Below are 15,111 nucleotides of genomic sequence, written 5' to 3'. Positions count from 1 at the left end.
GCGAAGTGACTCACGACCACGACCTGGTGCTCCGCCCGACCGAGGCACAGATCTCGACCGCGCTGAACCCTCCCTCCGGGCGCACCGGCGGAGACCTGGTCGTGGAGACACTGGCCGGGCTTGGCGCGACCACCGTCTTCGGCCTGCCCGGCCAGCACGCCCTCGGCATGTTCGACGCGCTGCGCCGCTCGTCGCTGCGCTACATCGGCCTGCGGGTGGAGAACAACGCGGGCTTCGCGGCCGACGCGTACGGCCGGGTCACCGGTGAGGCGGCCCCGCTGCTGCTCTCGACCGGCCCGGGCGCGCTGACCTCGCTGGCCGCGCTCCAGGAGGCCGCGGCGGCCTCCGCCCCCGTGCTGGCGATCAGCAGCCAGATCCCGACCGCCGGGCTGGGCGGCGGGCGCCACGGCTACCTGCACGAACTCCCCGACCAGTCGGCCTCGTTCCGGGGCGTGGTCAAGTCGGTCCACACCGTCCGCACCCAGTCCCAGATCCCGTCGGCGATCGCCGAGGCGTGGAAGTCGGCGCTCACCGCTCCGCACGGCCCGGTGTGGGTGGAGATCCCGCAGGACGTGCTGCTCTCCCCGACCCCGCTCCCGGTGGTGACGGCGATGGACGCCACCCCGGACGACCTTCTCCCGCGCCCCGAACTGACCGCGGTGGCGGCCGACCTGCTGTCCCGCGCGGCCCGCCCGGCGATCATCGCGGGCGGCGGGGTCGTACGGTCGGACGCCTCCGGGAAGCTGCTCGCGCTGGCGGAGAAGCTGGACGCGCCGGTGGTGACGACCTTCGGCGGCAAGGGCGCCTTCCCCTGGACCCACCCCCTCTCCCTCCAGTCCTGGCTGGAGGACCGCCACACCACCGACTTCCTGGAGGACGCGGACGTCCTCCTGGTCGTCGGCTCGGGCCTCGGCGAACTCTCCTCGAACTACCACACGTTCAAGCCGCGCGGCCGGGTCGTCCAGATCGAGGCCGACCTCGGCAAACTGGAGTCCAACCACCCGGCCCTCGGTATCCACGCGGATGCCCGCCTCGCCCTCCAGGCCCTGCTGGAGACGGTGGAGGAGCGTAACGACGAGTCGGCGCCGCGGCGGGTACGGGAACTCCTCGCCAAGGTCGCGGACCGCATCGCGGGCCAGGAACTCACCCTGGAACAGGACGTGCTGACCGCCGTCCGCCGCGCGCTGCCCGCCGGCTCCCCGTCCTTCTGGGACATGACGATCCTGGCCTACTGGGCCTGGTCGGCCTTCGATCCCCGGGGCACCAACTCCATGCACTCCGCCCAGGGAGCCGGCGGGCTCGGCTACGGCTTCCCGGCGGCCCTGGGCGCGGCGGCGGCCGACCCCACCCGCCCGGTCCTCGCGGTCTCCGGCGACGGAGGCGCCCTGTACTCGATCGCCGAACTGGCCACCGCCCGCCAGTACGACCTGCCGGTCACCTGGCTGATCGTCGACGACGGCGGCTACGGCATCCTCCGCGAGTACATGAACGACGCCTTCGGCCAGGCCACGGCCACCGAGCTGGCCCGCCCGGACTACGTGGCGCTGGCGGAGTCCTTCGGGGTGCCGGGAGTCCTGACGACCCCGGAAACCCTGGAGACGGACCTGGCGAAGGCGCTGGCGGCACCGGGCCCGTCGGTGGTCGTACTCCCCGCCCTGCTGCGGATGTTCGCGCCCACGCACCTGGGCGGCGACGACTGAGAGCCGCCGGCCCGGGGGTCCTCGGGGAAAGACGTCAGTTCAGCAGGCCGGGGAACTTCTCGCGGTACTCGGCCAGCTGGGCGTCGTAACCGGCACGGTGCTCCGCCAGCTCGTCGTCGTTGATGTTGCCCGGCGGGACCGGTCCGGCCGTCAGAAAGCCCGGTATCGACCGGAATATCTCCGACGCGGCCTTCCAGTGCTCGCCGCCGCAGTGCCGGCGGGCCGCCGTGAGCATCTCGTACAGGTCGCCCCTGACGCGCCGGATGCGTATCTCCGGGCTGTCCTTCGCGTTCGGCGCCGCGTCCGGGGTGAGGAGTTCCCGGTCCACCCGGGCGAGGAGACGCAGCACGGCCAGTGCCGCGAACAGGCGCCCGGACTGCTTCAGTCGACCTTCCGTCTGCGGCATGGGAGGAGTATTGCCACCCCCGTGACCGGCCACACGTACAACCGTCCTCCGCCCCGGTGAGTCAACGCATGCATGACTTCCCGCACATCCGTACGCACCGGAGCGCTGGCGGCCGCCCTCGGCGCCGTGGTGCTCATACCGGCGGTCGCCGCCACCCCGGCCGCGGCGGCGACCGCGCCCACCGTCAGCTGTACGTCCGCCAAGGCGGGCCTGGCCGACAAGCTGAAGAAGGACATCACCGCGGCGCTCGCGAACCGCAGGGGCACCGTCGCGATCGGTCTCTACGACCGGTCCACCAAGACCACCTGCACCCTGCGCGCCACCACCGCCTACGACTCGGCGAGCACCGTCAAGGTCACCGTGCTTGCCACGCTGCTGTGGGACGCCAAGAAGCACGACCGGTACCTGACCGACCGTGAGGCCTCGCTCGCCAAGGCCATGATCACCAAGTCGGACAACAGCGCGACCAGCACGCTCTGGAAGCAGCTCGGCCTGACGAAGATCAAGGGCTTCCTGTCCGCCGCCGGGATGACGAGGACGGTCCCCGGCGCGAACGGCTACTGGGGACTGACCCAGGAGAACGTCACCGACGAGCAGAAGCTGCTCAGGCTCGTCACCGCCAGGAACACCGTGCTGAGCGACAACTCGCGCGCCTACATCCTCAAGCTGATGAACCAGGTCGTCTCCTCGCAGCGCTGGGGCACGCCGGCCGGGGCGCCGTCCACGGTCACCGTGCACGTGAAGAACGGCTGGCTGGAGCGCGCCACGCACGGCTGGCGGGTGCACAGCCTCGGCACCTTCAACGGCGGCGGCCACGACTACATGATGTCCGTGCTGACGCAGGACAACAGCACCATGAGCTACGGCGTCACCACCATCCAGAACGTCGCCAAGGCCATCCACAAGGACCTGGTGCCGACGACGGCCGCCGTGGCGCGCTACACCCCGACCGGCACGCCGAGCGAGGCGTACGTGGCGGTGCCGCCGCAGGGCTGAGGCGACTCCACTACCCGTGGGTAACGTTCGCGGTGCCCGGCCCCGCTTTGTTGCAGGGGGATGAAATCCGCACGCCCCGGCGTTGGTGCCTTCCGGTAGAGCAGGACGACAGGAAGGCACCGGCGTGGCAGCGCAACGGGGATGGGCACGGCGACTGGCGGGCTACGCCTGGCGGTATCCGAAGGACGTGGTCCTCGCCCTCGGCTCCTCCCTCGGCGGCATGGCCGTCATGGCCGTCGTCCCGCTGTTCACCAAGGTGATCATCGACGACGTGATCGGCGCCCACACCCGCTCCATGGCCGTCTGGGCCGGGGCCCTGCTCGGCGCGGCCGTCCTCGTCTACGTCTTCACCTACATCCGCCGCTACTACGGCGGCCGGCTCGCCCTCGACGTCCAGCACGACCTGCGGACCGAGATGTACGGCACGATCACCCGGCTCGACGGCCGCCGCCAGGACGAGCTGTCCACCGGGCAGGTCGTCGGCCGCGCCACCAGCGACCTCCAGCTCATCCAGGGCCTGCTCTTCATGCTCCCGATGACGATCGGGAACGTCCTGCTCTTCGTGATGTCCCTGGTGATCATGGCGTGGCTGTCGCTGCCGCTGACCCTGGTCGCCCTGGCCGTGGCCCCGGCCCTGTACGCCATCGCCAAGCGCAGCCGCAGCAAGCTCCACCCCGCCACCTGGTACGCCCAGGCCCAGGCCGCCGCCGTGGCCGGTGTGGTGGACGGCGCGGTGAGCGGCGTCCGGGTGGTGAAGGGCTTCGGTCAGGAGGAGCAGGAGACCGGGAAACTGCGCGAGGTCGGCCGCCGGCTCTTCGCGGGCCGGCTGCGCACCATCCGGCTGAACAGCAGGTTCACCCCGGCCCTGCAGGCGGTGCCCGCCCTCGGCCAGGTCGCCATGCTCGCCCTCGGCGGCTGGCTGGCCGTACGCGGCCACATCACGCTCGGCACCTTCGTCGCCTTCTCCACCTACCTCGCCCAGCTCGTCGGCCCGGTCCGCATGCTCGCCGTGGTGCTCACCGTCGGGCAGCAGGCCCGGGCCGGCACCGAGCGCGTGCTGGAGCTGATCGACACCGAGCCGACCATGAAGGACGGCACGAAGACCCTCCCGGCCGACGCGCCCGCGACCGTCGAGTTCGACGACGTGTCGTTCGGATACGACGGCGCCCCCGGCAGCGGGGACGGCTCCGTTCTCGACGGGCTCAGCTTCGAGATCCGGTCCGGCGAGACCCTGGCCGTGGTCGGCTCCTCCGGCTCCGGCAAGTCCACCGTCTCCCTGCTCCTGCCGCGCTTCTACGACGTCACCCGGGGCGCCGTCCTGATCGGCGGGCACGACGTGCGCGAGCTGACCCTGGACTCGCTCAGGTCCGCGATCGGCCTGGTGCCCGAGGACTCGTTCCTCTTCTCCGACACCGTCGGAGCGAACATCGCCTACGGCCGCCCGGACGCCACCCGGGAGGAGATCGAGGCCGCCGCCCGCGCCGCCCAGGCGGACCGGTTCATCGGCGAGCTGCCCCAGGGCTACGACACCAAGGTCGGCGAGCACGGCCTGACCCTCTCCGGCGGCCAGCGCCAGCGCGTCGCGCTCGCCCGCGCCCTGCTCACCGACCCCCGCCTGCTGGTCCTGGACGACGCCACCTCCGCCGTGGACGCCCGCGTGGAGCACGAGATCCACGAGGCGCTGAAGCACGTGATGGAGGGCCGGACGACCCTGCTCATCGCCCACCGCCGCTCCACCCTGAACCTCGCCGACCGCATCGCCGTCCTGGACGGCGGCCGGCTCGCCGACCTCGGCACCCACGAGGAACTGCAGGAGCGCTGCGCCCTGTACCGCCGGCTGCTGACCGACCCCGACGAGCTGGGCGGCGTCTCCCCGGGCCACACCGGCCCCGCCGCGCCGCAGGAGGACACCAGCCTCCGCGAGGAGCTGGACGCCGAGTTCGACGCCGAGGCCGGCATCACCCCCCGGCTGTGGACGGGTGAGCGCCGGCCCAGGGACGCGGCCATGGCCGGCACCCCCGCCACCCCCGAACTCCTCGCCCAGGTCGAGGCACTGCCCCCGGCCACCGACACCCCCGACGTCGACGAGGCCCGCGCGGTGCGCGCCGAGCAGTCGTACGGCCTGCGCCGCCTGCTGCACGGCTTCGGCCTGCCGCTGCTGGTCAGCCTGCTGCTGGTCGCCGTGGACGCGGGTGCGGGCCTGCTGCTGCCGGTGCTGATCCGGCACGGCATCGACCAGGGCGTCAGCAGGGCGGCGCTCGGCGCGGTCTGGGCGGCCTCACTGCTGGGCCTGCTCACCGTGCTGGTGCAGTGGACCGCGCAGATCGGCGAGACCCGGATGACCGGCCGCACCGGCGAGCGCGTGCTGTACGCCCTGCGGCTGAAGATCTTCGCCCAGCTCCAGCGGCTCGGCCTCGACTACTACGAGCGCGAGCTGACCGGCCGGATCATGACCCGGATGACGACGGACGTCGACGCCCTGTCCACCTTCCTGCAGACCGGCCTGGTCACCGCGTTCGTCTCGGTCGTCACCTTCTTCGGCATCATGGCCGCCCTGCTGGTGCTCGACGTACAGCTCGCCCTGGTCGTCTTCGCCACCCTGCCCCCGCTGGTCGTCGCCACCTTCTTCTTCCGCCGGGCCAGCGTGAAGGCCTACGAACTCGCCCGTGAGCGGGTGTCGGCGGTCAACGCGGACCTGCAGGAGTCGGTGGCCGGACTCCGGATCGTGCAGGCCTTCCGGCGCGAGCCGGACGGCGCCCGGAGGTTCGCCGAGCGCAGCGACAGCTACCGCGCCGCCCGTATCCGAGGCCAGTGGCTGATCTCGGTGTACTTCCCCTTCGTCCAGCTGCTGTCCTCGGTCGCCGCGGCCGCCGTGCTGATCACCGGCGCCGGCCGGGTGGAGGCGGCCACGCTGACCACGGGCGCGCTGGTGGCGTACCTGCTCTACATCGACCTGTTCTTCGCCCCGGTCCAGCAGCTCTCCCAGGTCTTCGACGGCTACCAGCAGGCCACCGTCTCCCTCGGCCGCATCCAGGAGCTGCTGCGCGAGCCGACCTCCACCGGCTCCGCCGCCGAACCCCGCGAGGTCGCCTCCCTGCGCGGCGACATCGCGTTCGAGGACGTGCGCTTCGCCTACGGCGCCGAGGAGGAGGCGCTGACCGGCATCACCCTCACCATCCCGGCCGGGCAGACGGTCGCCTTCGTCGGTGAGACCGGGGCCGGCAAGTCCACGCTGGTGAAGCTGGTGGCCCGGTTCTACGACCCCACCTCCGGCCGGGTCACGGCCGACGGCACGGATCTGCGCGCCCTGGACCTGACCTCGTACCGGCACCGCCTCGGGGTGGTCCCGCAGGAGGCGTACCTCTTCCCGGGCACCGTCCGGGACGCCATCGCCTACGGCCGCCCCGACGCCACCGACGCCGAGGTCGAGGCGGCGGCGCGGGCGGTCGGCGCCCACGAGATGATCGCCACGCTCGACGGCGGCTACCTGCACGAGGTCGCCGAACGCGGCCGCAACCTCTCGGCCGGCCAGCGCCAGCTCATCGCGCTCGCCCGCGCCGAACTGGTCGACCCGGACGTCCTGCTCCTCGACGAGGCCACGGCCGCCCTGGACCTGGCCACCGAGGCCCAGGTCAACCAGGCCACCGACCGGCTGGCGGGCCGCCGCACCACGCTGGTGGTCGCGCACCGGCTGACCACGGCCGCGCGCGCCGACCGGGTGGTGGTCATGGACCACGGCAGGGTGGTGGAGGACGGCACCCACGACGAACTCCTGGCCCTGGGCGGCCACTACGCCGAGCTGTGGCGGACCTTCGTCGGCCGGTCCGAACCGGAGGAGCCGGTGGGCGCCACCCGCTGAGCACCCCGGAGGGCGGGCCCGCCGACGACCGTGCAACCATCCGACACATGTCCTGCGTCCGTACATCAGTACGGTCGTCGGTGACGTATGCCGGGGACGTACGACCGCGGTACGGGGAGGACGACGATGGACTGTGGTGCCATACGCCGGCGTCTGGTGCTCGGCGCGGCCGCGCTGGCCGCCTCCGGCGCGCTCGCGCTCGCGGTGCCCGGCGCCGCCCAGGCGGCCCCGGCCGGCTCCTGCGCCGGACACGAGGTACGCACCCTGCCCTTCAGCGCCGGCGTCGTGCACGTCTACAAGCGCAACGGCTACGTCTGCGCCGTCACCGTCGCCCGGCACCCCGGTGCCAGACGACTGATGTCCGTCAGCGTCCAGGCCCGCGGCAACCGGCCGGTCGTGGACGCGGGCCGGTTCAAGCACCACGCCGGCCCGGTGACCGTGCACGCCGGACAGCGCTGCGTGTGGGTGCGGGGCTCGGTGGGCCGCGCCACGGTCAGCTCCGGCTGGTTCCTGTGCTGAACTCCCGCGATCCCGGGCCCCTGAACCCCTGATCCGTACGGCCATCTGACCGCAGATCGCCCCAAATCGCACAACCCCCTCTGGTGTCACGGCAGTTGCTCCGCTAGCTTCCGGCGCACATCTGTCTCACAGGGGAGAGTGCGCATGCGCAAGGCGCTCAGATGGCTGCTGGCGCTCACGGTCTTCATAGGCACGCTGAGCACAGCGGGCGCGGCCACCGCCGCCCAGTCCGAGCCCGACATCAAGGACCGGCTCCTGGCGATACCCGGCATGAGCCTGGTCCAGGAGAAGCCGTACCCCGGCTACCGGTACTTCGTACTGAACTACACGCAGCCGGTCGACCACCGGCACCCGTCGCAGGGCACCTTCCAGCAGCGGATCACCGTGCTGCACAAGGACACCAGCCGCCCGACGGTCTTCTACACCGGCGGCTACAACGTCTCCACCACCCCGTCCCGCCGGGAACCCACCCAGATCGTGGACGGCAACCAGGTCTCCCTGGAGTACCGCTTCTTCACCCCGTCCCGGCCCGCGCCGGCCGACTGGTCCAAGCTGGACATCTGGCAGGCGGCCAGTGACCAGCACCGGGTCTACCAGGCCCTGAAGCCGATCTACTCCGCCAACTGGCTGGCCACCGGCGGCTCCAAGGGCGGCATGACGGCCACCTACTTCGAGCGCTTCTACCCGCGCGACATGGACGGCGTGGTCGCCTACGTCGCCCCCAACGACGTCGTCAACAAGGAGGACTCGGCGTACGACCGGTTCTTCGCGGGCGTCGGAACCAAGGAGTGCCGGGACCGGCTGAACGCCGTCCAGCGGGAGGCGCTGGTGCGCCGCGAGCCGCTGGAGAAGAGGTACGCGCAGTACGCCGCGGACAACGGCTACACCTTCGACACCATCGGCGGCCTGGACAAGGCCTACGAGGCGGTCGTCCTCGACTACGTCTGGGGCTTCTGGCAGTACAGCCTGCTGAAGGACTGCGACACGATCCCCGCCGACGCGGCGACCGCGGCCGACGACGCGATCTGGGACTCGGTCGACACCATCTCCGGCTTCTCGGCCTACACCGACCAGGGCCTGGAGACGTACACGCCGTACTACTACCAGGCGGGCACCCAGCTCGGCGCGCCCACCATCCACTTCCCGTACATCGAGAAGAAGCTGATCCGCTACGGCTACCAGCCGCCGCGCAACTTCGTGCCCCGTTCCATCCCCATGCGCTTCCAGCCGGAGGCGATGCGGGACGTGGACGGCTGGGTCCGGCGGCACGCCCGGCACATGCTCTTCGTCTACGGCGAGAACGACCCCTGGGGTTCGGAGCGGTTCCGTGTCGGCGCGGGCTCCCGTGACTCGTACGTCTTCACCGCCCCCGGCATGAACCACGGGGCCAATGTGGCGGGCCTGGTGCCCGACCAGAAGGCGCTGGCCACGGCCCGCATCCTGGAGTGGGCGGGCGTCGCGCCCGCCGCCGTCCGGGCGGACCCGTCCGCGGCCAGGCCGCTGGCCCGCCACGACGCGAAGCTGGACGTACGGGACGTGGAACGCGAGCCCGGCCTGCGTCCCTGATCCACCGGTGCCGGCCGCTCCACACGGAGGGGCCGGCACCGCCGGGGCGCCCGACCCGCGCCGGGCGCCCCGGTGTCACCTCCGCCAGAACAGGTGGTGCGTCACGCCGCTCGGGCTGGGCACGACCTCCAGGTGGAAGCGGTCCAGCAGCTCCTCCGGCGACTCCCAGAGCCGGAGGCCCGAACCGAACTTCACCGGCGACACCGCCACGTGCATGGTGTCCACCAGACCGGCGTCGAGGAACTCCCGGACGGTGGTCACCCCGCCGCCGAGCCGGACGTCCCCGCCCCGCGCCGCCTCGCGCGCCTGCTCCAGGACCGTCGCCGGGTCGCCGTCGACGAAGTGGAACGTGGTGTCCGACAGCGTGAACGAGGGGCGCCGGTGGTGCGTCATCACGAACACCGGCGTGTGGAAAGGGGGTTCGTCGCCCCACCAGCCGCGCCACTCGTAGTCCTGCCAGGGCCCGCGCTGCGGCCCGAACTTGTTGCGGCCCATGATCTCCGCCCCGATGCCGTTGGCGAAGTCCCGCGTGAAGTAGTCGTCGAGCCCCCGGCTGCCCCCGGGGTCGGTGCGATTGGGCCAGCTCGCCGTCGCGCCCGCCCAGCCGAAGAGGCGCTCGGCACCGGGCAGGCCGAAGGGCCGCTCGAAACTCTGGTCCTCGCCGGCGGCGATCCCGTCGCTGGACACATTGAAGTTCTGCACCCTCAGCAGTTGAGCCATGGTTCCTCCCGCGTCGTCGGCAACTGTGGTGCAGACTCCCCGCGCCGGCGGAACTCACCGGTGCGGCGGGAAGAACTCACCCGTGCGGCCGTCCGCCCGCGCGGACCCCGCGGCCGTCCGACGCCCGGACCGCCGGCGGGTCCGCGGTGCGGTGCCGGCTCCGGACCCGAGGCCGGCGCACCCTCTCCGCCGCACCGGGCCGGGCGGCCGCCGCCGTCGGCGCGCCCCCTCCCGACTGCCGGCTGCGGCCTCACCCCGGCTTCCTGTGCGTTCCCTTGACGGAAAGAAACTTCCCGGATATTGGTGGCTCCTTGGAAGTTTCCTTCAGCGGTTGTCCTCCGGAAGGAGCACGCGTGCACCACAGCAGCACGGGAAGCACGGGAAACACCCCGCGGCCGTCCAGACGGACCGTTCTCGCCGCCACCGCGGGCATCACCGCCGCGCTGACCGTACCGGCCACCGCCCACGCTGCCGCCTCCGGCGACACCAGGCTGCGCGCCCTCATCTCCCGCATGTCGCTGGAGGAGAAGGTCGGCCAGCTCTTCGTGATGCGGGTCTACGGCCACTCCGCCACCGCCCCCGACCAGGCCGACATCGACGCCAACCTCGCGGAGATCGGGGTCCGCACGGCCGCCGAGCTGATCGCGAAGTACCGGGTCGGCGGCATCATCTACTTCACCTGGGCCCACAACACCCGGGACCCGCACCAGATCGCCGACCTGTCCAACGGCATCCAGCGCGCGTCCCTGGAGCAGCCCCGGGGCCTGCCGGTGCTCATCGCCACCGACCAGGAGCACGGCATCGTCTGCCGGGTCGGCGCGCCGGCCACGCTGTTCCCGGGCGCCATGGCGATCGGCGCGGGCGGCCGCCCCGCCGACGCCCACACCCTGGGCCGCGTCTCCGGCGCCGAACTGCGCGCCATGGGCATCAACCAGGACTACAGCCCCGACGCCGACGTGAACGTCAACCCGGCCAACCCGGTCATCGGCGTCCGGTCCTTCGGGGCCGACCCGGAGGCGGTGGCCCGGCTGGTGGCGGCCGAGGTGAAGGGCTACCAGGCCTCCCGGGTCGCGGCGACCGCCAAGCACTTCCCCGGCCACGGGGACACCGCCGTCGACAGCCACACCGGCTTCCCGGTCATCACGCACAGCCGCGAGCTGTGGGAGCGGCTGGACGCGGTGCCCTTCCGGGCGGCGATCGCGGCGGGCATCGACTCGATCATGACCGCGCACCTGCAGTTCCCGGCCCTGGACGACGCCGGTGACCCGGCCACCCTCTCGCACCCCATCCTGACCGGCATCCTGCGCGGCGAACTCGGCTACGACGGCGTCGTGGTCACCGACTCGCTCGGCATGGAGGGTGTACGCACCAAGTACGGCGACGACCGCGTGCCGGTGCTCGCCCTGAAGGCCGGTGTCGACCAGCTCCTCAACCCGCCGTCGCTCGACGTGGCGTGGCACGCGGTCCTCAAGGCCGTCCAGGACGGCGAGCTGACCGAGGCCCGGCTGGACGAATCGATCCTGCGCATCCTGCGGCTGAAGGCCCGGCTCGGACTCCTCGACCGGCCGCCCTACGTCACCGGGGCCGGCGTCGACCGCACGGTGGGCACCAAGGCCCATCTGGCGGCCGCCGACCGGATCGCCGAGCGCACCACGACCCTGCTCGTCAACGAGGACCGCGTCCTCCCGCTCGACCACCGCGACCGGCCCAGGGTCCTCGTCGTCGGCGCCGACCCGGCCTCCCCGTCCGGCACCACGGGACCGCCCACCACGGTGCTGGCGGCCGCCCTCACCGAACTCGGCTTCACCGCCACCGCCCTGTCCACCGGCACCGCGCCCTCCGCGACGGTCATCGGCAAGGCGGTGACGGCCGCGCGGGACGCCGACGCGGTGGTCGTGGCCACGTACAACGTGACGGCGGCAAGCAGCCAGCGGACCCTGGTGGAGCAGTTGCTCACCACCGGGAAGCCGGTGGTGGCCGTCGCCGTACGGAACCCCTACGACGTCGCCCAGCTCCCCGCCGTCAAGGGATTCCTGGCGACCTACTCCTGGACCGACGTCGAACTGCGCGCCGCCGCACGGGTGATCGCCGGCCGGGTGGGGCCGCACGGCAGGCTCCCGGTGCCGGTGCAGCGGGCGGACGATCCGGCGCGGGAGCTGTATCCCCTGGGGTACGGGCTGACGTACTAGACGTAAGCACCCCGCCGGACGCACTCGCCGGTGGACGGCGGAACCCCGCCGTCCCACGGCACTCGGCCGGGCGAGCCCGACGGGTGACGGACCCGGCCGGCTCGCCGCCCCGCCCCCCCCCCGGGGGGCCGGCCGTCTCCGGCGTCAGGACCGGCCCGGTGGGCGGGGCGGCGGACGACGTCGACGAGGAATGCGCCTTGCGTGTCCGCCGTGTCCGGCGTGGCCCTGGTTCGGGGTCACGCCGGACGGGGGTGCCCAGGGGAGCCCAGCCGTCCTCAGTGGCGCGGGGAAGCGGCCGTGCCCCTCTCAGGATGTCTCCGGAACGGTGAGTTTGCCGGCCCCCGACCGCAGTTCGGGGGTGGCCGCCGCGACCGCCGCCACCGCGAGGACGCACATCAGGCCGCCGCTGACCAGGGCCGTCGCCCCGGAGCTGAAGCCCGCGAGCAGGCCGCCGCGCACGTTGCCGAGGCTGGGGCCCGCCTGGCCGACGATCTGCTCGGCCGCCGTGACCCGGCCGAGCAGCGCGTCCGGGGTACGGGTCTGCACGATCGTGGAGCGGGAGACGACCGCGGTGGCGTCCGCCGCCCCCGCGACGACGAGCAGGGCGAGACCGGCCCAGGGGCTGCTCGACAGCCCGAACAGAACCAGTGCCACGCCCCAGGTGCCGGAGGCACACAGCATCACCGCGCCGGGCTTGCCGAGCCGGGTCAGTGAGCCGGACAGGGTCGTCGCGGTGACGCCGCCCACCGCCAGGGCCGACAGGAACAGGCCCAGGGTGCGTGGGTCGTCGCCGAACCGTTCGGCGTTGACCAGCGGGAACAGGCTGACCGGGAAGGACAGCACGGTGGCGGCCAGGTCCGTGATCAGCGCGCCCCGCACCACCCGGTGCCCGGCGAGGAACCGCAGCCCGTCCAGCACCCCGTGCACTCCCGCCCGCGACGGCTCACCCTCCGGCGGCAGCGCGGGCAGCCCGAAGGCACCGTAGAAGGCGAGCCCGAAGCTGAGCGCGTCCAGCAGGTAGCAGGTGCCGATGCCCAGCCGGCCCAGCAGCACACCGGCCAGCGCCGGGCCGAGCAGCATCATCGTCTGGCCGGTGACGATGTTCAGGGCCAGCCCGGCGGCCACCTGCTCCTGGGGCAGCAGCCGGGGGACGAACGTGCCGGCCGCCGGGGCGCCGAGCGCGCCGAACGTCGACTGCACGGCGACCAGTGCGAGGACGACCACCACCGGGACGTGCCCGGTGAAACCCTGCACGGCCAGCAGCAGTGAGCAGGCGGCCTGGCCCACGGTGGCGGCCAGATAGATCCGGCGCCGGTCCGCCCGGTCCACCCAGGCACCCGCGAACAGCCCGAACACCACCAGCGGCAACGCCTGCGCCAGCCCGACCGCGCCGGTCCACGCCGTACTGCGGGTCATGTCCCACACCTGGTACATGACCGTCACCATGGTCATCATCCCGCCGAGCACGGACACGGTCCGGCCGATCAGCAGCCGCCGGAAGACGGGGGAGGTGCGCAGCGGCGTCACATCGATGAGCGAGCGGCGAAGTCTCATGAGAGAGAACGGGAACGCGAGGGCTGCACAATCACCGGGGGAGGCTAACCGCCCCCGCCGACCCCGGCCAGCGATTTAACCGCCGCCCGGCGGCGAGAAGGGGCTCCACCGGGGGCCGCCGAACCGGCTCACCGAGAGCGACGAGCCGGCCGGGACCCCGCCCAACCGCCCGGCGCGGCCGCCCGGCGCGGGGTGTCCACCCACGGAGTGGGCGGTGAGACGCGCGTGCCGGGCGGCCGTGGACGGGGCCGGTTCCGCTAGGGGGCGTCTCCCCTAGGCCGCCTCGCCGAGCAGGCGTACGAGGTGGTCGCGGCCCGCGGCCAGCAGGTCGGGAAGCGGGGCGGCGGACTCGTGCCAGCGCTTCTCGTACTCCCAGCACAGCCAGCCGTCCCAGCCGTTGCGGCACAGTACGTCCACGCATTCGGTGAGCGGCAGGACGCCCGCGCCGAGCGGCAGCGGGGTGCTGTCCTCGGCCGAGGAGATGTCCTTGACCTGGACATAGCCGAGGTGCGGGGCGAGCGCCGCGTAGCTGTCGGCGGGCTGCTCGCCGCCCAGCCAGGTGTGCATCACGTCCCACAGCGCGCCCACCTGCCGGTGCCCGACGGGGCCCAGCACGCGGATCAGGTCGGCGCCGGTGCGGTGCGAGTCGTGGGTCTCCAGCAGGATCCGGACGCCGAGCGCGGCGGCGTCCTCGGCGGCGGCACCGAGCCGCCGGGCCGCGAGGGCGTCGGACTCCTCGCGGGGCCGGTCCGGGTCGGCGCCGGGGAAGACCCGGACGAACGGGGCGCCCAGATCGTGGGCGAGTTGCAGGAGTAGTCGGATGTCGTCGAGGACGGGGGTGTCGTCGCCGGGCGCGGCGACGCGTGTGTATCCGGCAAGGCCGAGCAGTTCGATTCCGGCCGCTTTGAACAGCGCGGCCGTTTCCGTCCGCTCGGCGGGGGACAGACCCGGGTGCACGGGCTCCTCGGGATGGGCGCGCAGTTCCACACCGTGGTAACCGTGCGCGGTCGCGAGCGCCAGGACATCGGGGACGGGCAGCCCGGGGACACCGAGAGTGGAGAACGCCAGCTTCATGCTCGGACCCTACTCGTCAGGTGCCCGATCCGCGGAGATCCAACCGCCAGTCCTGGCCGACCAGATCCTTGCCGAAGGAACGGTGCGGTTTCTCGGCGACGAGCACGAAGCCGTGCCGCTGGTAGAGGCGCCGGGCCCCGCTGAGCACGTCGTTGGTCCACAGCACCAGGTCCCGGTAGCCGGCCTCGCGCGCGAAGGCGACGACGGCGCGCACCAGCCGGTCGCCGATCCCGTGCCCGCGTGCCGAGGGCTCGACCAGCAGCAGCCGCAGCCGCGCGGTGTCCGGAGCCGAGTCCCGCACACACATCACGCACCCCACCGCCCGGCCGTCCAGCTCGGCGATCCACACCCGCTCCAGACGCGGGTCGTGGTCCTCGGCGAAGTCGGCGACGATCCGCGCCACCAGCCCCTCGTACTCCGCGTTCCAGCCGTACTCGGCCGCGTACAGAGCGCCGTTGCGCTGCACGATCCAGCCGAGATCACCGGCCACCGGCGCGCGAAGCACGCCGTCGCCTTCGTCGGAAACCC

10 protein-coding genes and 1 pseudogene are annotated in these 15,111 nt (G+C 72.8%); 6 read left to right on the top strand and 5 right to left on the bottom strand.

Translation table 11 applies throughout. The features are described 5' to 3' along the window. Positions 1 to 5: 5 nt before the first annotated feature. Positions 6 to 1,700 carry a thiamine pyrophosphate-binding protein gene (locus ACWCPN_RS02965; protein ID WP_451202039.1) on the top strand — a complete coding sequence of 565 codons (1,695 nt, stop codon included), beginning with the start codon at positions 6 to 8 and terminating at the stop codon, positions 1,698 to 1,700. Positions 1,701 to 1,734: 34 nt separating this feature from the next. On the opposite strand, the gene ACWCPN_RS02960 is transcribed toward ACWCPN_RS02965, so the two are convergent. Then, positions 1,735 to 2,106, bottom strand: a complete 372-nt coding sequence (locus ACWCPN_RS02960; RefSeq protein ID WP_451202038.1) for a hypothetical protein — start codon at positions 2,104 to 2,106, stop codon at positions 1,735 to 1,737. 72 nt (positions 2,107 to 2,178) lie between these two features. On the opposite strand from ACWCPN_RS02960, the gene ACWCPN_RS02955 reads away from it, so the two are divergent. The 4 genes from ACWCPN_RS02955 to ACWCPN_RS02940 all read left to right on the top strand — a co-directional run bounded on the left by ACWCPN_RS02955 (position 2,179) and on the right by ACWCPN_RS02940 (position 9,046). Next, positions 2,179 to 3,102 carry a serine hydrolase gene (locus tag ACWCPN_RS02955; RefSeq protein ID WP_199210638.1) on the top strand — a complete coding sequence of 308 codons (924 nt, stop codon included), beginning with the start codon at positions 2,179 to 2,181 and terminating at the stop codon, positions 3,100 to 3,102. A gap of 124 nt (positions 3,103 to 3,226) precedes the next feature. Further along, positions 3,227 to 6,961 (top strand): ABC transporter ATP-binding protein, encoded by a 3,735-nt coding sequence (locus ACWCPN_RS02950; RefSeq protein ID WP_451202037.1) that lies wholly within the window; start codon positions 3,227 to 3,229, stop codon positions 6,959 to 6,961. Between the two features lie 126 nt (positions 6,962 to 7,087). Next, a complete protein-coding gene (locus tag ACWCPN_RS02945; protein ID WP_199210637.1) occupies positions 7,088 to 7,480 on the top strand; it encodes a hypothetical protein in 393 nt (130 codons plus the stop codon). A gap of 144 nt (positions 7,481 to 7,624) precedes the next feature. Continuing rightward, positions 7,625 to 9,046 carry a S28 family serine protease gene (locus tag ACWCPN_RS02940; RefSeq protein WP_451202035.1) on the top strand — a complete coding sequence of 474 codons (1,422 nt, stop codon included), beginning with the start codon at positions 7,625 to 7,627 and terminating at the stop codon, positions 9,044 to 9,046. A 75-nt stretch (positions 9,047 to 9,121) separates the two neighbouring features. On the opposite strand, the gene ACWCPN_RS02935 is transcribed toward ACWCPN_RS02940, so the two are convergent. Next, positions 9,122 to 9,766: a dihydrofolate reductase family protein gene (locus ACWCPN_RS02935; protein WP_199210635.1), complete on the bottom strand. Its 645-nt coding sequence runs from the start codon at positions 9,764 to 9,766 to the stop codon at positions 9,122 to 9,124. A gap of 353 nt (positions 9,767 to 10,119) precedes the next feature. Here ACWCPN_RS02935 and ACWCPN_RS02930 point away from each other — a divergent pair, with 353 nt between their 5' ends. Further along, positions 10,120 to 11,955, top strand: coding sequence for a glycoside hydrolase family 3 protein (locus ACWCPN_RS02930; protein WP_451202033.1), 1,836 nt, complete (start codon positions 10,120 to 10,122; stop codon positions 11,953 to 11,955). Positions 11,956 to 12,261: 306 nt separating this feature from the next. Here the strand turns inward: ACWCPN_RS02930 and ACWCPN_RS02925 are convergent, their stop codons facing one another. From ACWCPN_RS02925 to ACWCPN_RS02915, 3 genes and pseudogenes are all read right to left on the bottom strand, one after another. Next, positions 12,262 to 13,509 carry an MFS transporter gene (locus ACWCPN_RS02925; protein WP_451202032.1) on the bottom strand — a complete coding sequence of 416 codons (1,248 nt, stop codon included), beginning with the start codon at positions 13,507 to 13,509 and terminating at the stop codon, positions 12,262 to 12,264. Positions 13,510 to 13,782: 273 nt separating this feature from the next. Continuing rightward, complete coding sequence (locus tag ACWCPN_RS02920; RefSeq protein ID WP_451202031.1) at positions 13,783 to 14,583, bottom strand: sugar phosphate isomerase/epimerase family protein; 801 nt, start codon at positions 14,581 to 14,583, stop codon at positions 13,783 to 13,785. 16 nt (positions 14,584 to 14,599) lie between these two features. Further along, positions 14,600 to 15,094: pseudogene (locus ACWCPN_RS02915) on the bottom strand (GNAT family N-acetyltransferase); the annotation flags it as partial. Positions 15,095 to 15,111: the final 17 nt, after the last annotated feature.

The organism is Streptomyces sp. NPDC002386 (genome assembly GCF_053593175.1).
This window is presented reverse-complemented; position numbering and strand designations above follow the sequence as displayed.